Source organism: Bacillus arachidis (assembly GCF_030285945.1).
In the GTDB taxonomy this organism is placed as follows: Bacteria; Bacillota; Bacilli; order Bacillales; family Bacillaceae_G; genus Bacillus_A; species Bacillus_A arachidis.
This window is the reverse complement of the sequence record NZ_CP127376.1, coordinates 1,951,568-1,974,865: the sequence shown is the minus strand read 5'-3', so window position 1 is coordinate 1,974,865 and position 23,298 is coordinate 1,951,568. Positions and strand designations below refer to the sequence as shown.

27 protein-coding genes and 1 pseudogene are annotated in these 23,298 nt (G+C 34.2%); 8 read left to right on the top strand and 20 right to left on the bottom strand.

Features of this window, described 5'->3' with window-relative positions:
• The 3 genes from QRY57_RS11520 to QRY57_RS11510 form a co-directional block, all read right to left on the bottom strand.
• On the bottom strand, positions 1–741 hold the full coding sequence (locus QRY57_RS11520; protein ID WP_286017482.1) for a M15 family metallopeptidase: 741 nt from the start codon (positions 739–741) through the stop codon (positions 1–3).
• A gap of 11 nt (positions 742–752) precedes the next feature.
• Positions 753–1,250 (bottom strand): GNAT family N-acetyltransferase, encoded by a 498-nt coding sequence (locus QRY57_RS11515; protein WP_286017481.1) that lies wholly within the window; start codon positions 1,248–1,250, stop codon positions 753–755.
• A 211-nt stretch (positions 1,251–1,461) separates the two neighbouring features.
• Entirely contained in the window at positions 1,462–2,616 is a 1,155-nt protein-coding gene (locus QRY57_RS11510) for a stage II sporulation protein P (RefSeq protein WP_208018324.1), read from the bottom strand.
• Between the two features lie 89 nt (positions 2,617–2,705).
• On the opposite strand from QRY57_RS11510, the gene QRY57_RS11505 reads away from it, so the two are divergent.
• Together QRY57_RS11505 and QRY57_RS11500 are read left to right on the top strand one after the other, a co-directional pair.
• Entirely contained in the window at positions 2,706–2,999 is a 294-nt protein-coding gene (locus QRY57_RS11505) for a hypothetical protein (RefSeq protein ID WP_208018323.1), read from the top strand.
• 25 nt (positions 3,000–3,024) lie between these two features.
• Positions 3,025–3,321 (top strand): hypothetical protein, encoded by a 297-nt coding sequence (locus QRY57_RS11500; protein ID WP_026592220.1) that lies wholly within the window; start codon positions 3,025–3,027, stop codon positions 3,319–3,321.
• Here QRY57_RS11500 and QRY57_RS11495 read toward each other — a convergent pair.
• The 4 genes from QRY57_RS11495 to cbpA form a co-directional block, all read right to left on the bottom strand.
• Entirely contained in the window at positions 3,312–3,827 is a 516-nt protein-coding gene (locus QRY57_RS11495) for a DUF1572 family protein (RefSeq protein ID WP_286017480.1), read from the bottom strand. The two genes, QRY57_RS11500 and QRY57_RS11495, sit on opposite strands and share 10 nt — an antisense overlap.
• Before the next feature lie 16 nt (positions 3,828–3,843).
• On the bottom strand, positions 3,844–4,173 hold the full coding sequence (gene csaA / locus QRY57_RS11490) for a chaperone CsaA (protein ID WP_026592222.1): 330 nt from the start codon (positions 4,171–4,173) through the stop codon (positions 3,844–3,846).
• Between the two features lie 67 nt (positions 4,174–4,240).
• Complete coding sequence (gene brnQ4 / locus QRY57_RS11485; RefSeq protein WP_286017479.1) at positions 4,241–5,578, bottom strand: branched-chain amino acid transport system II carrier protein BrnQ4; 1,338 nt, start codon at positions 5,576–5,578, stop codon at positions 4,241–4,243.
• Between the two features lie 457 nt (positions 5,579–6,035).
• Positions 6,036–6,683, bottom strand: coding sequence for a cyclic di-AMP binding protein CbpA (gene cbpA, locus QRY57_RS11480; RefSeq protein ID WP_286017478.1), 648 nt, complete (start codon positions 6,681–6,683; stop codon positions 6,036–6,038).
• Positions 6,684–6,975: 292 nt separating this feature from the next.
• On the opposite strand from cbpA, the gene QRY57_RS11475 reads away from it, so the two are divergent.
• From QRY57_RS11475 to QRY57_RS11465, 3 genes are all read left to right on the top strand, one after another.
• Entirely contained in the window at positions 6,976–7,863 is an 888-nt protein-coding gene (locus QRY57_RS11475) for a hypothetical protein (RefSeq protein ID WP_286017477.1), read from the top strand.
• 209 nt (positions 7,864–8,072) lie between these two features.
• Positions 8,073–9,380: a hemolysin family protein gene (locus QRY57_RS11470; protein WP_208018320.1), complete on the top strand. Its 1,308-nt coding sequence runs from the start codon at positions 8,073–8,075 to the stop codon at positions 9,378–9,380.
• A 1-nt stretch (position 9,381) separates the two neighbouring features.
• On the top strand, positions 9,382–9,864 hold the full coding sequence (locus tag QRY57_RS11465; RefSeq protein WP_026592227.1) for a DUF456 domain-containing protein: 483 nt from the start codon (positions 9,382–9,384) through the stop codon (positions 9,862–9,864).
• Between the two features lie 24 nt (positions 9,865–9,888).
• Here QRY57_RS11465 and QRY57_RS11460 read toward each other — a convergent pair whose 3' ends face one another.
• Complete coding sequence (locus tag QRY57_RS11460) at positions 9,889–10,509, bottom strand: NAD(P)-dependent oxidoreductase (protein WP_286017476.1); 621 nt, start codon at positions 10,507–10,509, stop codon at positions 9,889–9,891.
• Between the two features lie 106 nt (positions 10,510–10,615).
• A complete protein-coding gene (locus QRY57_RS11455; protein WP_026592229.1) occupies positions 10,616–10,795 on the bottom strand; it encodes a hypothetical protein in 180 nt (59 codons plus the stop codon).
• A gap of 187 nt (positions 10,796–10,982) precedes the next feature.
• Between QRY57_RS11455 and QRY57_RS11450 the strand changes: the two genes are divergently transcribed.
• Positions 10,983–11,768: an SDR family oxidoreductase gene (locus tag QRY57_RS11450; protein WP_286017475.1), complete on the top strand. Its 786-nt coding sequence runs from the start codon at positions 10,983–10,985 to the stop codon at positions 11,766–11,768.
• A gap of 24 nt (positions 11,769–11,792) precedes the next feature.
• Here the strand turns inward: QRY57_RS11450 and QRY57_RS11445 are convergent, their stop codons facing one another.
• Positions 11,793–12,275: a spore coat protein gene (locus QRY57_RS11445; RefSeq protein ID WP_026592231.1), complete on the bottom strand. Its 483-nt coding sequence runs from the start codon at positions 12,273–12,275 to the stop codon at positions 11,793–11,795.
• A 31-nt stretch (positions 12,276–12,306) separates the two neighbouring features.
• Positions 12,307–13,491, bottom strand: a complete 1,185-nt coding sequence (gene cls, locus QRY57_RS11440; protein WP_286017474.1) for a cardiolipin synthase — start codon at positions 13,489–13,491, stop codon at positions 12,307–12,309.
• Positions 13,492–13,651: 160 nt separating this feature from the next.
• Between cls and QRY57_RS11435 the strand changes: the two genes are divergently transcribed.
• A complete protein-coding gene (locus QRY57_RS11435; RefSeq protein WP_000505094.1) occupies positions 13,652–13,738 on the top strand; it encodes a YjcZ family sporulation protein in 87 nt (28 codons plus the stop codon).
• Between the two features lie 231 nt (positions 13,739–13,969).
• On the opposite strand, the gene QRY57_RS11430 is transcribed toward QRY57_RS11435, so the two are convergent.
• The 7 genes from QRY57_RS11430 to cotH form a co-directional block, all read right to left on the bottom strand.
• Positions 13,970–14,839: a TIGR03943 family putative permease subunit gene (locus tag QRY57_RS11430; RefSeq protein ID WP_026592233.1), complete on the bottom strand. Its 870-nt coding sequence runs from the start codon at positions 14,837–14,839 to the stop codon at positions 13,970–13,972.
• A 3-nt stretch (positions 14,840–14,842) separates the two neighbouring features.
• On the bottom strand, positions 14,843–15,739 hold the full coding sequence (locus tag QRY57_RS11425) for a permease (RefSeq protein ID WP_026592234.1): 897 nt from the start codon (positions 15,737–15,739) through the stop codon (positions 14,843–14,845).
• Between the two features lie 201 nt (positions 15,740–15,940).
• Complete coding sequence (locus QRY57_RS11420; protein WP_026592235.1) at positions 15,941–16,882, bottom strand: magnesium transporter CorA family protein; 942 nt, start codon at positions 16,880–16,882, stop codon at positions 15,941–15,943.
• A gap of 184 nt (positions 16,883–17,066) precedes the next feature.
• Positions 17,067–18,446 (bottom strand): putative polysaccharide biosynthesis protein, encoded by a 1,380-nt coding sequence (locus QRY57_RS11415; RefSeq protein WP_286017473.1) that lies wholly within the window; start codon positions 18,444–18,446, stop codon positions 17,067–17,069.
• Positions 18,447–18,541: 95 nt separating this feature from the next.
• Positions 18,542–19,144, bottom strand: coding sequence for an undecaprenyl phosphate transporter UptA (uptA, locus tag QRY57_RS11410; RefSeq protein WP_026592237.1), 603 nt, complete (start codon positions 19,142–19,144; stop codon positions 18,542–18,544).
• Between the two features lie 191 nt (positions 19,145–19,335).
• Positions 19,336–19,953, bottom strand: a complete 618-nt coding sequence (locus QRY57_RS11405) for an NUDIX hydrolase (RefSeq protein WP_026592238.1) — start codon at positions 19,951–19,953, stop codon at positions 19,336–19,338.
• Between the two features lie 201 nt (positions 19,954–20,154).
• On the bottom strand, positions 20,155–21,231 hold the full coding sequence (gene cotH / locus QRY57_RS11400) for a spore coat protein CotH (RefSeq protein ID WP_026592239.1): 1,077 nt from the start codon (positions 21,229–21,231) through the stop codon (positions 20,155–20,157).
• A gap of 192 nt (positions 21,232–21,423) precedes the next feature.
• Between cotH and QRY57_RS11395 the strand changes: the two genes are divergently transcribed.
• Positions 21,424–22,059 (top strand): CotG/ExsB N-terminal domain-containing protein, encoded by a 636-nt coding sequence (locus QRY57_RS11395; RefSeq protein WP_026592240.1) that lies wholly within the window; start codon positions 21,424–21,426, stop codon positions 22,057–22,059.
• A gap of 57 nt (positions 22,060–22,116) precedes the next feature.
• Here the strand turns inward: QRY57_RS11395 and QRY57_RS11390 are convergent.
• Positions 22,117–22,733 (bottom strand): annotated as a pseudogene (locus tag QRY57_RS11390) (phosphoserine phosphatase 1).
• A 15-nt stretch (positions 22,734–22,748) separates the two neighbouring features.
• Complete coding sequence (locus tag QRY57_RS11385; RefSeq protein ID WP_208018314.1) at positions 22,749–23,294, bottom strand: short-chain dehydrogenase; 546 nt, start codon at positions 23,292–23,294, stop codon at positions 22,749–22,751.
• Positions 23,295–23,298 lie beyond the last annotated feature (4 nt).

Sequence of the window (23,298 nt, the reverse complement as noted above, 5' to 3'; positions counted from 1 at the left end):
TTACTGCATTGCTTCCTCTAATGTGAATTGATTTTCATATAAATATGTCGCTTGCGGATTCCCTACATAACGTACGTGCCACGGCTCGTATCGATAACCTGTAATAGTCTCTTTCTCTTCTGTGTACCGAATGACAAAACCAAATTTATGCGCATTTTGAGCAAGCCATCTTCCTTCCTTGGTATCTCCAAAAACAGACTCTAATTGGAATTTAGCTGATTGTGACGTAATATCCATTGCAAGTCCCGTTTGATGTTCACTCGTTCCTGGTACTGCACTCGACATCGCTGTTTTCGCTTCCCCATCTTGAATCTTATACATTGTATTTAACGCTTTTTGCCGATCAAAAGATCTGAAACCTGAGACTGCAAAGAGAAAAATTCTCTCTTGATCACCTTGCTCAAACATTTTTTCAAGTGCTTGCGCCGCTTCTTTCCTCATCTTTTTTTTCTCTTGATCACCTTCACTGGAATAACGTACTCTAGGAATAACTAAATCTTGCGGCTTATAACGATCTGGTAGCCGTCTGCTTTTATTTACAAGTACGAGTACAGAATCTGGATTATTCACAACCGCGAGATCCCCTTCCATTTTAGCAATCGTGTCTTGCGCTTTTGGAAATACAGCGCTACCATTCACTTCTTGTGCCCGTTTATCTTTATACATTTTATAATTAATGCCTGCCACTCCAATAATAATCACAACTACTACGAGAACCAGTAGTCTCCATCTTTTTTTCATAAAACGACCTCTTATTTTAATAATTTGGCCATATAATACTCATCAATATTTCTCCCATCAACGATAAGAGAAGATTTTTTCATACCTTCTTGTTCAAATCCTGCTTTTTTATATAGTGTTTGTGCTCGTGTATTATGGGCCATTACTGTTAACTCTAAACGCCATACATCATGTAATCTTGCCCATCTTTCTACCTCTTTAAACAAAGCCGCCCCAATTCCTTTTCCGCTATATTCTTGTAAAATTCCAATTATAATCGCTACTGCATGCTTGTTTCTTTGTGCATTACCACCATTAGCTAAAATAAATCCGACTAATTGTTCCTTTTCTACTGCTACAAATATTGTAGAATTATAAGTTTCGATAAAGCGTTTGATCATATTTTTTTGTTGCTCCACTGTTGTATCCCGCTCACCTGGTTCCAATAACATATAGGAAGTTTCTTCATCCAATTGTTTTCCTAGTTGCAAAAATGCTACTGCGTCCTCTATTTGAATTTCTCGTATCATCTCTATCACCCTGTCAACTTTATAATGTGAAAAACTTTATCCGTAAAGAGGATTTCGCCATTTTTTTATGAAATACCTCTCTATTTTTCATAGGATAAATAGACAAATTTCGATATTAGTATAATGAAGATGAAACTTTATTTAGAAAAGCATTAGCTCTTATCTTTTTCTTCTTATTGAATACAAAAAAACGTAAGCAATTCGCTTACGTTCACCCATTCACCTTTTCTGCTTGCCAAAAATATTCACTAAATGCTTTTGCCAATACATCAATGGAGCGATTTAGTTCTTCAGATGTATTATCTACACCTCCTACCTCAATTAAAATCGCTTGCCCTGACAAATCCTGATTATAAACACCATTCCCTGTTTGAAACCCCTTTTGTATAACTCCTCGACTTACCCCTGGATATTTTTTATTAATCGCTTCATGCAGGGCAGTTGCTAATTGTAAGTTTTTTGTGTAATTTTTATTTCCTTTTCCAATGACAAAGGCAAGCTTCGCATACGATTTATCTCCAATTGCTTTTGTCGTGACATTTTTGCGGGCACTATCTCGGTGTAAGTCAAAAAAATATTGTAACTCTTTATTTCCTCCCATTGCCTCCTGTACAATTTCTCGAGACATTTTATAAGAACTATTACTATTTAACCCCTTACTTATCAACTTTTTCCCAACATCTGTTTTGTCATTAACTGCTCCTATTCCTTCATTTGCTAATTGGTCACGGAACCGTTCTCCAAGTATAGAAATATTCGTCACAGAACTTGTTGCCTTATTCGGATCTGGATCATTTGTTAAATTTAATAAAGGTAAATATGATTCCCAACTGTGAGAATGATAAATAAATGCAATTTGTCTTTTCCCTGTTGTTTGCGCAGGCTCTTTTTTCTCTTTGTTCGGATCCGTTTTCGGAACTTGTCCTGTTTCTCCTGTACGCTCTTTCACCACTTCTTCAAGTGGAACGCTCGACTCAATAGGTAAGTTAGAATAATTTGTTCCTTCACCAGCAATGACAATTTCTGTATCATATCTTCCGAATCCAGGAAGTTCTTTCCCAACGAAACTGCGTACATCATCAAATCGAATATTTGTTGCTGTTGAAAAAAGAAAAGATGAAATCGAAAAATCTTGATTTAAATTCCGATATTCTTGTGTAAAATAATGATTTTCCTTTCCAATCACATACATATAACCATTCATTGATAACTCATTCAACCAATTATATAAATATGCTGACTTTGTTTCTTTCAATGAAGTCACCATCATACTAATAAGGAAAAAGGTTACTAACATCATAATGACAACAAATAAAATAAGCTTTCGTACACTTGTTAATTTCACATAAAAAAAGCCTCGATTCATAACATCACCCTCTCTGTTCCAACTTATGTACAAGCTATCGAGAATAGACCGCCTAAATTTGGGCAATATTGTCTTAGAGGTGAAATGAATTGAAGCTAATTATAGGTATCATGCCTATTGTTTTATCATGTGTTTTTTTATTATTTGCAGTACACCCTAAAATCCATGCTTTCTTAGATATTTGCGCGTACCTTTCATTATATATACTGGGTATACTAATTGCTTTTAACATATATGATGTTGTACTGCACGGCTTAGTATTTATGACAACGATTCACGGTATTTTATTGAACCCATTATTTCTCATTACCGGAGCTTATGTAGGAGTATATTCTTTATATCTCCTTATTTATAAACTAATAACAAATTTAAGAAGGTCATAATCTTATTTTTAAATGGAGTGTATGAATGAAAATAACTTTTATATGTCATAAATGTCAGAAAAAAATTGTCAGAAAGCAAGATCTTATTACTACAATGCTTTACGTACGCATCTACTTATTTCACAATGCTTGTTTTAATCAACAATTTTTCTTTTCTAACTTTATTCCTATTAATACGCTATTTGGAATATATTTCATTTGGTATACTCTCGCTATAGGCACTATTTTAACAATAACAGAACCATCAGTCATTTGGATTATTTTTTTAGTACCCGTTCTATATCGTTTTATTTCTTATTATTATATTGAACGTCACTTTTGAAGATAACGATTAGACTGCCCTTTGGGAATACTTAAACATTCCCACTCTTTTCCCTTCAGCAATTTTCCAACATAAATAATTTGTCCGATATGTGATGCATAATGAGTGATTTGCCTTTCAATTGCTTGCATAACACTTTGTGCTTCTCCTCGTATATGAACGCTTTTTAAAAGATCTTGCGGAGTTAATGATTGCAGCGCTTGAAAAACATAACCCCAACCATCCCTCCACGCTACTAACATCTCTTCTTTTGAAGCATAACCGCTTTCAAATTCACCATCACGGTTCCGATCTAATTTTTCACCATCTGTCGTTAAAAAATCTGTCCATCTCGATCGCATATTCCCCTGCAAATGTTTGACTATAATAGCAATACTGTTTGCTTCTTCATGAGGTATCCAACTGATTTGTTCGTATGATAACTGTGAAAGTGTCCGTTCCCCTTGTTTTTGAATCGCCTTAAAGTTTGAAACAGCACATTCTAAATAAGCTTTTCCAACTTCCATCCCTGTCCCCTCCTATTTAACTAATAGATGTTCCATTTGGAACTTCTATATCAGGCTGCAATAAGATTACATCCCCTTGTTCTGGAACTCCACCTAGCACAAGTACTTCTGATTTATAGCCTGCAACACGCTTAGGCGGAAAGTTCACGACAGCTACAACCTGTTTCCCAATTAGCTCTTCTGGTATATACCTCTTTGTTATTTGAGCACTGGATTGTTTCATACCAAGTTCACCAAAGTCGATTTCAAGCTTAATTGCAGGTACGCGCGCTTCTTTAAACTCTTCTGCCTTTTGTATCGTGCCAATACGTAAATCTAACTGTAAAAAGTCTTCAAAATTAGCCATTATATTCTCCCTCCCAAATTACCATTTAGACAAAACATACAAATTCCCTCTAAAAAAAGAAAGATGCCTAAGCACCTTTCTTTTGCAACTCACCTGATTCTTTTGGTCTATATAGAAAATAACCGATAACTCCGCCAACACATGATGGCAGTAACCAACCAATTCCTTCCTTATATAAAGGAAGCATTTGCAGGACATTTGTTATTACATCAAACTTAATATTTGCACTTTCTAAACCGTTAAATAAACTAATAACTAGTGCACCTAAAATCGCACCGATATATATTGTATTTCGCTGTCCGATCCATTTATGGAAATAAGACAATACAATTAATACGATTGCAACAGGATAAATAATCATCAATACTGGTAATGTTACAGCAATAAGCTGTGTTAACCCTAGGTTGGATACAACTAAACTAAACACACATACCAATGTTACAACCATTTTATGTGATACTTTTGGGAATAAGTTTGTAAAAAATCCCGCACATGCTGATGCGAGCCCAACTGACGTTGTTAAACAAGCAAGTGTAATAACAAGGCCTAATAATATTTTGCCACTCGTGCCATATAGCTCGTTTACAACTTTCGTTAAAATAAGACCTCCATTATCAGAAACGCCAAGTGATGTACTTGTTGAGCCGAGATACGCGAGTGATAAATAAATTAACGTTAAACCTATTACAGCAATAATTCCTGATACAATTGTCGTTTTTGCAATTTGTCTGCTCTCTTTTATTCCTTTTGAACGAATAACTTGTACCACAACGATTCCAAATACAAGTGCACTAATAGCATCCATTGTTAAATATCCTTGAATAAATCCGCCAAAAAACGCATTATCTTTATATGCATCTAATGGTGCAGCAGGTGCCCCAATTGGATCGATAATCGCTTTCCCAACAATTATAGCAACAATTAATACTAATAACGGAGTAAGAAACTTTCCAAACCAGTCAATTAATTTTGATGGGTTTAGTGATAAATACCAAGTTACCCCAAAGAAAACTACCGTGTAAAGAAACAGCATATACCACTCTGACACAAACGCTTCTGGTAGAAATGGCTTCATTCCCATTTCAAAAGAAACCGCTCCTGTTCGCGGGATTGCAAAGAATGGTCCAATCGCTAAATAACTAACCAGTGGGAAAATAAACGCAAATATAGGGTGTACTCTAGAGGATAACGCTTTCAAGTCCCCTTCTACAAAAGCGACAGCAGTTACAGCTAATAGGGGGAGTCCGACTCCTGTTACAAGGAATCCAATGGTGGCAATCCAAACATTTTCTCCAGCTTGTTGTCCTAATACTGGTGGGAAAATTAAATTTCCAGCTCCTAAAAATAATGCAAACAACATTAAACCAATCGCTATCGTGTCTCCTGGCCTTAATCGTCCCTTCATCTCTCTTTTGCATAGCATGTCTCTATTGTTTTTGTCTCTTTCACAATATGCTATGCATCCTCCTTTCTATTCCTGTTGATTATGTATGCCCCTAAAAAAGCAATGTCTTTCTCCATAATTTCTCCACTTCCCCTTCTTCTTTACTCCGATTTATATTTTGATTTTTTTGAATATTTAAATCATCAGAGTATTATACCGTGAAGTAAAACTTGTCAGACCTCTTTGCTTTTATCACAAATATAGTAACACATTTAGTTGAAAAATAAAAACATATTTTTTATATAGAATTTTCCGAAAGTTAAATAGTATGCACACCTTTTTCATCTATTATTCTTTTAGAAAAATATTTTAAAAATAAATACGTACGCATTCATTTTTTTATTTTAAAATAACATTAACATTTCTTTTCTTATGTATAACGAAAAGCCATCCAAATTATACAGATGGCTTTTCATTTCTATTCTATTGTCTCCACTTCACGTGGATTATTCATTTCTTCTACATATACAACACGAAATCCGTGATCCTCTAAATCCTTTAATAAAGTCTCTAACTCTTCTACTTTAAACTCTTCACCCAATGTAAACATAATTCTGCGTATTAACAATGCATCATTATCAAATGTCATTAGACTTTGGATACCACTATACTTTTTCAAAACCGTAGATAGTTTTTGAATCGCTCCATTATAATCTTGGGTTCCCACCATAACAGAATACTTACTAGAATGAACACCCCATGCATCCTCTAATAGCTCAAATACCTTTTTATGAGTTAAGATTCCAAGAAATGTTCCTTTCTCATCGACAACCGACAAATATGGTAGCTTCTTAATTGTAAAGAACACTTTAAAGAAAGAAGAGTCTTCTCTCACATAGCCCTCTTTATCATTTAATAATTCTGATAGATTATCCTCTAATGAACCTTTATATTCTAAAACATCTACTTTATATACATTTCCTAAAAATTTCTCTTTCTTTTCATCTAAAACGGGCACACAGCGATAACCCGTTTTATTTAAATGATCCAATGCTTCACCTATTGTTAATGATATGGAGCAATATAAAACTTCTCTTTTTGGTACATAATTCCCTTTAATCCTCATAAAAAGCCTCCTTATGTTAAAATACTTTCTGTGCCCTAACTATATTATATTTTTAGAAAAAAATAAATATTTTATTTTACTTTTCTGAAAACTATTCATACTACTGTCATTATTTGTTCATGAATGATTCATTTTTTGAGAAATTTAGTAGATTATTATTCTGTACAAAAGCAATATTCACAAATTATTACACCGAACCTATATGGAAAGAAAAAGATATTGTAACTTATTCAAAAAAACGCTAGAATAAGAATAAGAATTTTCTGAATTTTCAAAGAGTAGGTGAGCAATTATGTCTTCATTATTTCGTTCTTATACGTATCGTTTTTTAGCTGGACTTCTAATCATTCTTATCATAAGCCCGATTCCTGCTATATTATTAGCGCATGAGCCTTCTTATTTAAAAGGTTTACTTGGGATTTTTTATAATTTCACTCATTTTCCGCACATTTCAATCCCCATGATTGATTGGATGCATGAATCTATTCTTTTCTCATCTCAACCTATTATAAACTCAACTAGAATGTTACATGTTTCTGGACAATCTACACTTCTATTCCCTTATATATGGGAAGTATACTTTTTATCGATCGTTCGCTTTACATTCACACTCGTAATTGGTTTTTCCATTAGCCTAGCAATTGGACATTTATTCTTAAAAGTACCAAAACAATTAAAAAAGTATACTGTTATATTGCGCTGGATTCCATACTCATTCAGTACCGTTTTATTACAATGTTCTATTGTATTAATTTCTTTACACATCACAAAGTACATAACAATTCCATTCCTTTCTTCCCTCATCATCATATGTAGTGCATCAATGATTATCATTATACAGGCAATTAAAAAATGGATCCCGTTTTTAAATAAAACGGAAGAACATGTTATACGCGATTCATCTTTTCTCATTAATACATTATTTATAGCAATCGTTTCAAATCATAAATCTATTTTAAGTTCCATTATTTTGTCATTCTGTTATATGGAATGTATTTTTCATACGAAAGGATTACTACAATTTATTATTCAATTTGGAGGAAGTTCACCAACTGTTGTTACAATTGGACTGTTACTCCTTTATATTCCGTATATCATTCTTTCCTTCCTTCAATCCGTATGGACAACAAACCAGTCTAAACATCAAACTTACGCTATTGCAAAAACAATGATTAAATAATTAAGATATAAGCCATCCCCCTCCTTAAAATGGAGGGTTATTCCTCTTTCATTCAGGGTAAAATACCAACAAATTCATGAATGATTAGAAAAACATCCCAATATTTACTCATTTCCTTTGACTATTATTTTCGTTTCGATTTATTATAAAAGTATAACATACTTGCAGGAGGTGACATCTTTATTCCAACTTCGGAGTAGAGAACACACTTGGACATATTAAATATTTTTCTCATTTTTGTACTTATCCTCATTTCTGGCTTTTTCGTTGCATCTGAATTTGCAGTTGTAAAAGTACGAAAAAGCCGAATTGATCAGCTTGCAAATGAAGGAAATAAGCAAGCACTAGCTGCCAGAAGCGTTGTTTCTAACTTAGATGTATACTTATCAGCTTGTCAGCTTGGTATTACCATCACGTCTTTAGGGCTTGGTTGGCTTGGTGAACCAACTGTTGAACACTTACTACGACCACTATTTGAAAAAATAAATATTACTGGAGCGATGGCTAATACGCTATCTTTCATCATCGCTTTTAGTGTTATTACTTTTTTTCATGTTGTATTAGGTGAACTTGTTCCAAAATCTTTTGCGATTCAAAAAGCTGAAGCAATTACATTAAAATTTGCCAAACCACTCATCTGGTTTGATAAAATCATGTATCCTTTCATTTGGTTACTAAATAGTACAGCCGTATCCTTTACAAAACTATTCGGCCTCGAACCAGCAAAAGAAAATGAACTTGCGCACTCAGAAGAAGAATTACGACTTATTTTAGGTGAAAGCTTTAAGAGTGGTGAAATTAACCAAACCGAATATAAATATGTAAACAATATTTTTGAGTTTGATGACCGTGTTGCCAAAGAAATTATGGTACCTCGTACAGAAATGATTTGTTTATCTACAGAAAATACATTATCTGAAAATATGGAAATTGTCGCATCTGAAAAATATACACGCTATCCGATAATAGAAAAAGATAAAGATGATATTATTGGTATGCTAAATACAAAAGAAATTTTTCACGATCAAACGAAGGGAATTCACAAACCTTTAGAAGCATACATACATCCCGTCTTAACTGTCTTTGAAACAGTTCCAATTCGTCAAACATTAATCCACCTCCAAAAAAACCGTGTTCAAATGGCGATTGTAGTGGATGAATATGGTGGGACAGCTGGACTATTAACAATGGAAGATATTATTGAAGAAATTATTGGCGAAATTCAAGATGAGTTTGATGCAGATGAACCACCAATGATTGAAAAACGCACACCAAAACTTACTGTATTTGATGGAAAAGTGCTCATTTCAGAAGTAAATGATATGTTTGGTTTACATATTGATGAAAGTGATTTAGATACAATTGGCGGCTGGCTTCTATCCCAAGCTATTGATTTAAATATTGAAGCTGGATATTCAATTGAATATGCTGGTTTCCAATTCAAAGCATTAGAGATTGATGGGCATCAAATTAAGAAAGTTGCTGTACATAAACTAGATAGTAAAAAGGAGATATAAAGTGACTATTTTTCTTACACTTTGTATAATTGCTTGTTTCATCGTATCATTTATTGCTTTTATTTATCCAATTATCCCTGGCATACTCGCACTATGGGCTGGATATCTCATTTATCATTTTGGTATAAATAGCGGGGAGCTATCAACAAGCTTTTGGATCCTTCAAATCATTTTTACCATCTTTATTTTTGTTGCTGATTTTATCGCAAATGGATATTTCTTAAAGAAATATGGAAGTACCAAATGGGGCGAACGTGTGGGAATGCTCTCTATTATTGTCGGTTCCTTTTTCTTCCCGCCATTTGGTCTCATTATCATTCCATTTCTGTCTGTTTTCATGACAGAAATATTGCATAAAAAGACACCGAAAGAAGCTTTTATGGTGGGAATTGCTACAGTCGTCGGCTTTTTAAGCAGTACAGTGGCAAAAGCGATTTTACAAATTATTATGATTATCATTTTTGTATGTTACATTCTTTTTTAACCATCCCTTTTCAGGGATGGTTTTTTAATACGCAATACCTACACGAGTGTTTTCATATACTTTTTTATTTATTAAAGACCACGTAAAACAAGCCGTATCTCCTACCGTAATTTTTGATCCGTCCAGTGGTAACATTTCCCCCTCCGTGCGGTACATACCCGTTTCTTCTCCATCAATTAAATGTGTAGGACAAACAATTGTCCAGCATAACTTGCTATTTTTTAAAGCTACATAAGCAGATAGATGATCTTCTGCAGCTGTTGTAGTTTTTCTCTTTGATTCTTCCGATTGAAATCGATATATCTTCTGATTTGTTCGAGCTTGTAAAATACCTGCTGTTCCTATCGTGATAATCCTGTTTATTCCCTCTTTATCCATATGTTTTATAATAGTAGATATGCTATGCGATAATGTTCTATTTCCATCAGTCCCAAGAGCACTTAACACGATATCCGCCCCCTTTAACGCCTTTTTCACATCATTTTCCTGTAATACATTTCCTTCTACTATATATAGATTGTTATGTTTTTCCACAACCTTATCTTGGTCACGAACTAATACTGTGACATCATGTAAATCTTGTAATGCTAGTTTCATTAACTGTGAGCCAACTCTTCCAGTTGCCCCAAATATACATATTTTCATCCTCGTACTCCTTACTTATTATTTCTCTCTATTTTTTCTCAAAAGTGGAAAAAATACAACTAAAAAAGCTTCCTCAACACATGAGGAAGCCCTATCATTCAAAATATTATTTTTTTTCCTTTGAATCTGAAGAAGTACTATCCTTGCTCGTTTCTTGATCTTTCTTTTTATCTTGCTGTGTTGTTGTATCTTCTTCTTTTTTCTTATCCTCACTATTATTACAGCCTACCAGAAATAAAGAGCTCGCAAGTGCCATTACAGTTAAAGATTTAACCCATTTATTCATTTGCTTTTCCCCCTTTTGATAGAATATGTACAATCTCATATTACTTCTCTTTTTTGAAGGAAATATGAGAAGTAAGTAAAGATACGGTAAATTTCTGTAAATTTTCTGACAAGGGAGGCGTTTATTTTTTATTTTGAATCATTTTCGCTTATAATAAAAATAATATAACAGAGAAAGGTTGATATATATGAAACTTGGATTAGCTGGAAAAACTGCTCTAGTTGTCGCATCTAGTCAAGGTTTAGGAAAAGCGATTGCTACAGAACTTATAAAAGAAGGTACAAATGTTATGCTACTGAGTCGTAATGAAGAAAAGCTAGCATCTTTACAAAAAGAATTGATCGCCCTTAATAAAGGTACTGCCATGTATACAGTTTGTGATGTTACAAATAAAGAAAGCATTAAACAAGCGGTAGAATATACTGTACAAAACTTTGGCACAATTGATATTTTAGTAAACAATGCCGGCGGTCCTAAGCCTGGTACATTTGAACAATTAACAGATGAAGATTGGTACAATTCATTTGAACTCAATTTATTAAGTTACGTACGTATGATTCGTGAAGTACTCCCATATATGAAGGAACAAGGCGGAAAAATTATTAACATCGCTTCGTCTTCTATTAAAGAGCCAATTCCCGGATTACTATTATCGAATACGTTCCGCGTCGGCATTACAGGCTTAGCAAAAACGTTAGCATCTGAGCTTGCCCCATATAACATTCTAATTAATACCATTGCCCCAGGACGTATCGCTACAGACCGCATCGCTTCTCTCGATGAAACAGCTGCCGAAAAGCACGGAATTACAGTAGAAGACGTTCAAAAACAATATGAATCAATTATCCCTCTCGGAAGATACGGTCGCCCTAGCGAGTTCGCAGCGTTCGCTGCATTCCTTGCATCCGATGCAAATACATATATGACCGGGCAATCTTTCCTTGTTGATGGTGGAATGGTAAAAAGCTTATAATTCTTTTCAAAAAAACAAGACAGTTCATACACTGTCTTGTTTTTCATTCCATGCAAACCTTTCGGCTGCATATATATTTTCTATTGTATATTCTTTTTTCACAACATATTGCCATATGCTATAAGCATAACGATTCATTTTAACAAAACAGTTTTCCAAAAATGATCGAAATTCCGGATTTGCAACTTCTACAGCAACTTGAGCAAATCTGAGTGCTAATCTTTTTAAATTCGAGATATAGGAAATAGCAATTTCGGTATCACCCTTACTTGTATTAGTCATCGGTATACCATTTTGTATAAGGGGAGACCTCAGTTGTTCGCAAATCATATGCTGTACATTTTCACCTTCTTGAAAGTTCACTTGTTCATTGTAAGCTTGCAAAATATAGGGCAAATGCTGTTTTAATATATCTCCTAGCTCTTCATCTTCCACTTTGTTCATATACTCACCCATCATATGAATCATTTCATAACTACACTGTAGTAATTCTTCCATACATCTCATATTATAGCTCCCCCTTCCTTTTAATATATGCCTATAAATAGAAAGCCAGAACATTTGCTATCTTTGCTAAAAACCAGTCCCAGCTACTAATTTTGTCAAAATCTTTATCCGTCAAACGCTTAGAGTCATGAAAATCCTCTTGTAATCGTCCCCACACTTCAGCTACAACTGCTTTATCATATATAAAACAATCCGACTCCATGTTAATATAAAAGCTACGATTATCAAAATTAGCTGTTCCTACATCAGCGCTTGTACCATCAATTATTGTCACCTTTCCATGAAAAAAGCCATTGTGGTATTGATAGATTTCTGCACCAGCATCTAACATCTTTTTTAAATGGGGGTAAGCAGCTTGTTTTAGTAATAGGGCATCGCTTTTAAAGGGAACTAGAATCTTTACAGTCACTCCGCGCTGCAATGCTTCTTGTAAACCATCCATCATTTCCTTACTTGGTACAAAATACGGCGTTGCAATAATTAATGATTTTTTAGCCTCTTTTATGAATGCACCGTATTCCTGCCATAACCCTTTCCCATTCGAAAATACATATTGATACTTTGCTTTCCCTTGCTGAGGTGGTCCTTCGTACAAAGAAAGCTTTTCTTCAGTATCCTCGTACCAATCTTCTACAAATTTTCGTTCCATATCAACTGCTCCCTCTCCTTGAATACGCAGTTGATAATCACGCCATCTTCCGAATTTAGGATCCTTTCCAAGATACTCCTCTCCAATATTAAAACCGCCGACATAAGAAATTTTCCCATCAATCACTGCAATACGGCGATGATTACGTTGATGTAGTGAATAAAACAGATTTTTAAATTTAGGCTTTTTACTAAAAGTAAATTTAACACCCTTTTCTTTTAACTGCTGAATCACTTTTTTCTTAATTTTATAGCCACCAATGCGGTCAACTGATAATTTCACATCTACACCACTCGATGCTTTCTTCTCTAATAGCTGTAAGAAATCACGACTTACTTTATCTTTACCTACAATATAAAAATGAAGATAAACAAATTTTTCAGCACGATTTATATCTTCAAACAAGTTTCGATTCAAATCTTCCCCGTTCGTATACAATTGAAAATTCCCATATCGAAATTTTGATATTTCAAGTCCACTATTCATTTTCTTCCCCATTTCTAGATCAATGGTCATCCATATAGATATCCCTATGATGCATAACAAAATAGCTATACATTTTTTCATGGATAAAACCCTTTCTTCAAAAGCTGTTATTCCTATATGTTTCCTTTTTTTCACGTTAACATACAAGAAAAATCCACAGTTTCGTGATATATGTCCCTGTCAAACAAAAGTGCATTTGCATATTGTATGTTGTATCTTACAATAAAAGGAGGAAATAACAATGGGCTTCGCACATGGGAATGGATTCGCGTTACTTGTCGTCTTATTTATCCTCTTAATTATCGTCGGTGCTGCTTGCTTTTGCTAGTTAGCTACCCTTAAGAGCGATATGTAGATGAAAAAACTATAAAAGCGGACACCTAAATTTAGGTGTCCGCTTTTCATTCTAGTTTACTTATAAAGCTAATACCGTTGCAATTTTCTTACTTTCTTTTTTTGAATCTGACGTTGCTCTGCACGTAAAACAGCAATCCTGTCCAAACACAAACGATTCATAGCTAACATAAACGAACTGGATGTAAAAAAGAACCAATTATAATCAATCGGCTCCTCTAAATACATATTGTTCCTTCGGCTGTTCAACTTTATTCCACTTTTCCACTTCTAAAACAGGAATATTTGCGTGGAATGGTTGATAAAACTCAGTTGAAATTTCCCCTTCTACTTGAATCCAATCATCATTATTCCACTCTACCCCATCTGGCTTTTTCACTAACATTCCGTATACACCTGAATCGGCTACACAGTGAATAATACCAAAGCGGAATAAGAAATATTGCTCTTTTTTTGCAGAATCATCGCGGAAGACAAATCCTTTAAAAGAAAGTTTCTTCCCTGTAAACTCACCAGGATAATTATAGATTGTCTCCATTCCTTTTAAGAAATCTTCATCCTTTAAAGCGATACTATCTTTTGTTACATATTCTTTTTTCCCTTTTTCCATTACACCGCGATATCCTTCTTTTCCATAATAAATACTCGTATCGGGTCTTAAAAACTGCCTTGTCATAAATGGATCTGTGCTTTCTGCCTGCGCAACAGGAAAATGAAAACCTTTTGTTTTAACTATATCCGAATCTAATGTCGCAATTGGAAAGAATAGTCCTGAAATAATAGGAAAACAAAATAATGTATACGCAAAAGTCCGTTTCCACCATGTATTTTCATCTTTTGAATGATCATGTCCACAATGACTATGATTACAACCACAATTGTGCTGATCTTTCTCCTTTTGGTGTTCCTTTTGGAAAACAACAATGATTTGAATAAGTGTTAAAAACCCTAAAATAATTGCTGCTGTTTTTGATAAATAGGCGTACTTCATATTTATATACTTTGTTATATTACCTGAAATATGAAGCTGCGTAATTAAGATTGTAAACCCGAGTAAAATATAAGCTCGAAACATAACCTACCACCCCATCGCATAAATGAGTAGTGAGCTTGCATAAACCACGAGTGTAACTGTAGCTATCACAACAATTACAAATTTCGTTTTAAATGTCGCAAGCATCATAAACATATTTTTAATATCCACCATCGGTCCATATACGAGGAACGCGACAAGTGATGCTGTTGAAAATGTACTTTGGAACGAAGATGCAATAAAAGCATCCGCCTCTGAACATAGTGATAAAATATACGCAAGGCCCATCATAACAGCTGATGAAGAGAACGGTCCTTGTCCTATAGAAAGTAGCGTTGAAGTTTGTACAAACGTTTGAACAGCAGCGGCAATTAATGCCCCCATTACTAAGTATTTTCCCATTGAGAAAAACTCTTCAACCGCATGTGTACAAACATCCCACATTTTTTTACGCAGTGGACGCTTATGATCTACCTCTGGGAAATGCTCATCACGTAATTGATGATCTTTAAACATAAATGATAATATAATTCCAACAATAATTGCTACAACAATAGCTACAATCGAACGGTACCATACCATATGCATGCTACTTCCGAATGCAACATACGTTGCAAATAATACGACCGGATTAATAATCGGACCCGTTAACATAAATGCGATTCCAGCGTATGGTGGAACACCTTTACCAATTAGACGTCTTACAATCGGAACGATCCCACACTCACACCCTGGAAACATCATGCCAAGAAAAGTGGCTAATAACACAGACAGAAATCGATTTTTTGGCATCCATTTTGCCACCATATCTTCTGTCACAAACATTTGAATGAATCCTGAAATAAATACACCAATTAGCACAAATGGTAGTGCTTCAATTAAAATTGAGATAAAGATTGTATTCATTTGCAGGAATGCTTTCGGTAACTGAAACAATTCCATGATGTATTTCCTCCATTTTTTCATTAACAATATGTAATTTTAACCTCAATTTATTATTTGAACAAGCCCTTTTCAAATCTGCAAATCATGGAAAAAAAGTTTTCCATCAATATATGTATCGTATATAAGAAACGTTATATTACGACAAAAAAGCTGCTATAGCGTAGTTTAATAACTATGCTATAGCAGCTTTCTTTATCTTTAAAAATAACGTTTCTTCCAAAAAATAAACGCTAAAGTGCAAGATAATGTTGCACATATAATCATTACAATTATAAAACCATGTGGGCTATGACCAAGTGGAATTTCTACATTCATTCCAAAAAAGCTCGAAACCATTGTTGGTAATGATAAAATAATTGTAATTGACGTCAACAGTTTCATTACACTGTTTAAGTTATTTGAAATAACTGAGCTAAACGTATTCATCATACCACTTAAAATATGACTATATATTTCGGCCATTTCAATGGCCTGTTTATTTTCAATTAATACATCTTCTAATAAATCTTGATCATCTTCATACATTTTAAGAAAGTTATTATTACGCATTAACTTCTGAATAACAATTTTGTTTGCTTTTAAAGATGTCGTAAAATACACTAAACTTTTTTCAAGACCTAATAATGTGAAGATTTCTTTATTTTTCATTGACTTATTTAATTCATGTTCTAAGTCAATTGTTTTTCTGTTAATTTGCTTTAAGTATCGTAAATAATAAGTAGAAATCGTATATAAGAGCTGCAGTGCAAAACGCGTCTTTTTAAATGTATAAAATTCTTTAATACGTTGATTAATAAATCGCTCGAAAATCGGATTTTCTTCCAAACAGATTGTAACGAAACATTCCGGCATTACAATCATACCAATCGGAATCGTGTCATATATTGAATTTCCTTCTTCATCATGCCTCACTGTAGGAATGTCAACGATAATTAATGCATTATCATCTTCTTTTTCAATACGAGATCGTTCTTCATCATCCAATGGGTCTTTAATAAAATCCAATTCTACATTCAATGTTTGCACTAAAAATTGAATTTCTTCTTCTGTTGGATGAAGTACATTAATCCAGCAACCTTTTTCAATTTCCTCTATTTCTTGTAGTTTTCCGTTTCGGTCTGTTAAATAAATATTTAACATACTATCACCCCGATTCTTTTTACATGTGGGAATCTACCTCACTTAAACAACAGTTTTTGAACCGCTATTTTCAGCATATGAAACAAACGTTCAAATTTCAATAGAAAATTAATTTGAAAACGCTTTTCTTCATAAATTCTTTTAAAATAGAAAAAGACAGAGATTGCTCTGTCTTTCCAAAAGCTTATGTTGCCTTTATAACATATTTAGAAAGCATCCACAAGTTAAATGAAACCAAAACAGTATAGCCTGCATATGTTGAGATAATAAAACTAGTGTAGTCAAAGTACGGTAATAATACAATATTTAATGCGACTTTAATGATAATCCCTAGGGTTAAACCCAGAACTGTTTTTTGTTGCTGATTAATGCCTTGTAACATCGCAGCAGTAACTGTGAACAATGAAAATAATATACATGCCGGTGCATAGTACTGTAAAATAGCGCTTCCTAAACTCGGATCATTTCCTACTCCAAATAAAAAAGTATATATAGGTTTAGCTAATATCATCATTCCAATTGCTGCTGGAATTGTAATCGCTACAACAAGTAAATTCGTTTTCGTGAAATGCTTATATAATAATTGTACATTTCCAGCTATATAAGCTTTCGTCATCTCAGGAACGAGAGACATACTAAAGGCTGTTGCAACCGACACTGGAATAAGTACAACCATTTGAACAAGCCCAATTATCGCATTTATTTTTTCTGCTTCGATTTGCACGTAACCTATCTCTATTAAAAGTTTATTGATTGTAAATGTATCAATTGTTTGATACAACGGAATCGCTAGTCCAACCGCAACAAATGGGATTGAATACGTAAATAGCTCTTTATATAAAGCAAAAAAAGACTTCGTTGTCTGCGGGATACTGGCTTTCTCTTTCCGTTTTAAGTATTTCCGCCTTTTCATATAAAATCCAATCAAAACAGTTAGTCCAGCTGCCGCGCCCATAAATGCACCAAAAGTTGAAACTCCAACCGCTAACGAAACAGATGCTTTCAAAATATGCAACACAACAAAGCTTCCTATTAAGATTGTTAATACACGAAAGAACTGTTCTACAACTACACTAGAAGCCGATGGTCCCATAGATTGAAATCCTTGAAAAAAACCGCGTAATAAACTCATTACTGGTACAATCAGTAGTGCAAAACTAACAATTTGAATATTATATGTAACAGCATTCATACTATTACCAGTTTGATCACTTCCATCGATCACTAGATTTGCAAGATATGGAGCTAACATATAAAGAACTAGAAATGAAGCTAGCCCCATAAAAATCATAAAAAATATTCCACTTTTCAACACCCGTTTTACTGTATGATAGTCATTTAACTGATCATATTTCGAGACCATTTTTGAAACAGCAAGTGGTAATCCCATCGTTGCAATGCTTAACATAATTGTATATGGCCGATATGCATACGTATATAATACATATCCGCTAGTACCAACCATTGCTGTAAATGGAATAACATATATAAATCCGAGCATTTTAGATATCATCGTTGCCATCGTTAAAAATAATGTTCCACGTAAAAACGGTGATCCCTTCATTTCATTCCCCCGCTACGCTTTATTACTACACATTATGGACAACTTCTTTATTTTAGAACTGAAAGGTATGAAAAAAGCCAATGAAATCATTGGCTTTAACGAACTGTTTTTCTTTTTTTCAATATTTTTAAACCGAAATAAAGAGCAATAAAGAACACTGCCCCAATAATTATGTAATGCGTATAGTCAGCTGCATATTCTTTAATATGACGCCAATTCCCACCTAGTTTTTCTCCTAAATAAATAAACAAAATTGACCATGGGATAATCGCGATTACTGTGTATAGTGTAAAATTTTTCAAAGGCATTTTCGCTAATCCTGCTGGAATCGAAATTGCATGACGCACAACCGGTATAAAGCGTGCTGAGAAAATTACTCCCGCCCCATATCGATTAAACCAGCCTTCCGCCACATCTAAATGATGCTTGTTAATCAATAAATATTTTCCATATTTTTCAACGACAGGACGTCCTCCATAATACCCTAACCAATACAAGAAGATTTGTGCTAAAGTACCACCGATTGTACCAGCAATCACCGCTCCAATAAAACTGATTTTACCGTCTGCTACTAAAAATCCAGCATAAGAGAGAACAATCTCACTGGGAATGATTTCAATCATTAACCCTAAGGCTACTCCAAAGTATCCTAAACTTGCAAAAAATTGCAATAACTGCTCTATTAAATTCGATAACATTTTCTTTTCTGTCTCCTTTTCTGCTTACATGCCTTCCTATTATCTCACAAAGATTTATGCATGCCAATAAGTTCCTAGTTCTTCTACCCAAAATATGTACCATTCATTGTAAATATACCAGGCACAAATAGAAAAAAAAGAGAGGGTTATACATGTAAAATTTCTTATTTTTTATCTTTACACATTTTTTCTTAATCAAGTAAGGATTGCTTATTACTGTCTTTCATACATGCAAACATCTCTCTAATTTGCCCCTCTGTATTTCTAGCAATCGATAACTCTGGAATTTCCTTTTCACCAAAAAAGTTCACTGCTTCCGTTTCAATACTTGTTTGTTTTTCTCCCCCAACGATTTCACAACCAATAAATATTTTATATACATGTGTTGCGGATGGTGATGAATGATGTTTTTCTTTATCGAATACTGCTAATAATCGAAAATGGTCAACTTTATAACCCGTTTCTTCCCATACTTCTTTTGCTGCCACTTCTGTTGGCGTATAGCCAACATCTGCCCAGCCACCTGGTAAAGCCCATTTCCCATCGCTTTTTTCTTTTACAAATAATAATTTATCATCCTGATACACGACAGCCCTAATATCTACTTTTGGTGTTTGATAACCTGTTTCATTGGCAAATAATTTCTCTACCACTTCCCAATCTGTCTTCGTATAATGAGACATCATAGTAACTGTGAGGTCACGTAACTGCTCGAAACGTTCAATATCATACACATCTTTTGAATACGTTAAACCAGCCTGAGCAATAGCTTGTATTTGTTTTACCCAATCGATCCATTTCGCTTCCATATTCCCTCCACCTTAAAAATATACTATACTGTTTCAACTTTATTTACAGCACCTAAACAAATCGTAGCTTATTCACATAAAATTTAAAAGGAATCAATTATTTTCATAAAGACTTAAGCGTTCATACTTTTTATCTAAAATGAAAGATTATATTTATCATAAATGAAAAAGAGATTGACTATGTATCAATCTCTTTTTCATTTATGATAGTTCATGTAAATACTCGTGTATATATTGACGCCTATTGTTTATATATTGAAAGATAATATCGGGTTCTTGGTCAAAAATGTCTATTTTATCTTTCATATAGGGATCTTGAACCAGGTACGGACGGATCGCTTCACACATTCCCTCTACTTTCGGTTTTATAAAAGAAACCGTGAATTTTTCTTCCAAAATTTCTTCAAGAATACTGCGGTACTGTTTTCGAAATACCGGTATATCAAGAATTCTGGCACTCAATGTATTATACCCTTGAATTCGAATGTATTCATGGTTAAGTGGCCTTCCCTCTACATCACGCCCCCATGTTGCATCATAATCCCATGGTATTACTTCAAACAAATGCGTTTCATCATTATGATACAATGCATAATTATGAACAAAGCCATCAAAGTTTTGCGTTAAAATAACACCTGCTAACCATCGCAAGTATTTTTCAACATCAAGATAATTCACAATTTCTTTTTCATATTTTTCTCGCGATAATGCATTCGCTTGATAAACAAATTCGCTAAGTTGCTCTTCACTATGTTCATTTGCACATTTAAACTCATACCCTGCAGATAAATTTGTCTTAACATCCTGATCTCGCTCGCTCATTAAAGAAAAATTTGCATCATCGTCAATTGCATAATAAATTGAACCGCTCGGTAATTTTCTGCTTTTCAAAAAATTTTCATCAACAGATTCTAATTGTAGATATACACCTTGAATTTGACCGTTAATTTTAATAAAAACATGCTGAGATTTTGGTGAAAGTACACCAATATCGCTAAAAAAATCAAGTGATAATTTATTTCGGATCAGTGACGGATCTTTAAACTCAGAATTTAGATGAAACTCTTTCACACCTTGAAATCGTTTTGGTTTGTAAAACATAACATGATATGATTTTTTTTCAAGCTCCCGAATATGAGCCCCTCGGTAAACAATATCAATATCATATTTTCTTTTCTCATATGTTAATTTTGCTGGAACAGGACTATCAGACCAAATATCTTTCTTTAATTCAACAACATACATTGGATGAATAAAAAAATCATAAGAAGGCAACATTGTTCTTCACCCCTTCTTTTTTTCTCCCTTTAATGTATGCTCATTACTTTGTCCATGTGTCCATATATCCGTCATATGCCAATTTCCATTGAAAATTAAACTCCTGTCTCATGCAGAAGAGATTCTCTCTTCATATCATGATTAATGTAAAAGGTTACCTTTTCATTTTAATTAGCGATAAGGAGGGTTTCTATGAAACGCGATATTCAAAAAGCTGTTGAAGAAATCAAAAGTGCAGGGATGGAGGAATTTTTACATCAAGACCCAAGTACTTTTGAGTGCGACGATGATAAATTTTCGCATCATAAGCGTACAACACACTGTAAACATACAACGGGTGGTAAATGTCCTCGAACAAAATGTACACGTGTGAAAAAATGTACGTTCGTTACAAAATGTACGCGTGTGAAGAAATGTACTTGTGTTACAAAATGTACACGTGTGAAAAAATGTACGTTCATTACAAAGCGTACTCGTGTACGTGTGCAAAAGTGGACTTTTGTTACGAAAGTTACACGCGTGAAAAAATGTACGTTCGTTACAAAACGGACACGTGTGAAAAAGTGCACTCATGTTACAAAATGTACGCGTGTAAGAAAATGTACGTTCGTTACAAAATGCGTTCGTTTTGAAAAGAAATGTTTCTGGACAAAACGATGTTTCTGTAAAAAATGTGAATTCATCCGTGAGCATGATAAAAAATCTTGCGATCACTCATGGGATGATGACAGTCATTCAAGCTGCCATGATTGCGATCACCACAAACGTTCATCCTGCAAAAAGAGAAAAAAAAATGATCACTTCTGGTTTAGAAAACGCGATTGCTAATTCTTTATCCCCGATTGTTAATAGTAAATGTAAAAAGACCGCTCTATTGCGGTCTTTTTACACTTGCTGAAAATGACTGATATCGGCAAACTGTGTAACACTAGCTTTTTTTCTTCAAATTCAATGATACTTAAGCTAGCACTATGCATAAATGGATCATCCCATACTTTTTCAACCGAAAGACCAGCAAAGTGCCCCACTAGTAATTTTGCTGCCGCTGCGTGTGATACAATTAAAATACTTTCTCCTTTATGTTTTTCTAAAAGAATGTTGACCCCTTCTATCACCCGTTTATATACATCATTAAAATTTTCTCCTGATGTCGAACAAAAACGATGCGGCTCATTCCAAAACGTATGTACGTCCTCTGGATACTGCGCTTCCAAATCCGCAAGCATTTGCCCTTCCCAGATTCCCATATTAATCTCATAAAAGTGTTCGTCAGCTATAATTGGAATATTCCGCTCTCCTTTTATCAGCTCTGCCGTATGCATTGTTCTCCCACTTGGACTACTATATATTGCATGAAGTGGTATATCCTTTATTCGTTCCCCTAATTGTTTTGCTTGTAGCATTCCTTTTTCGGTTAAATTCGAATTCTTTCTTCCTTGCATACGCTTTGCTATATTCCATTCTGTTTCTCCGTGACGTGTTACATATAAAGTCGTCTTCATTCGTTTCCTTCCCCCTCAATGAATTGGTCGTAATTCCCATGGCTCTAATGTTCCTATAATACAATCACTTTGTTTACTCTGAATTCCTGCTATAACCCCTTCTGCAATTTCTTCATGAGTCAACCACCTTGAATGTTCACCTTGTAAAATAAACCCTAATAAAATTCTATGATAATCACATGAAGAACTTCCTATTTTTTGCCGTTCCAATCGAGAGGCACTACTCCCTAATATATGAAACAAACCATAGGATTTAGAATGTAACTCAATTTCTTCACAAATTACTTGAAGCGCCTTTTTAGCAGTTGTATGTATCCAAGCTATTACTAATGTGATAGGGCCATTTTGTTTAATAGTACCTTTAATAGATTGTTTTAAGATGTCGCTATCGTGGTAATCAAGAGAAATACATGTAACATTTTCGGGAGCATTACATGCATGTTTCACACCTTCTAACCTATCCCTATCTCGTCCAATAACAGAAACATAAAAGCCTTGATTACAAAGCCAAACGGACACTTTCTTTAGCATTCCTGTTCCTCCAATAACGAGCGCATGCATGCTC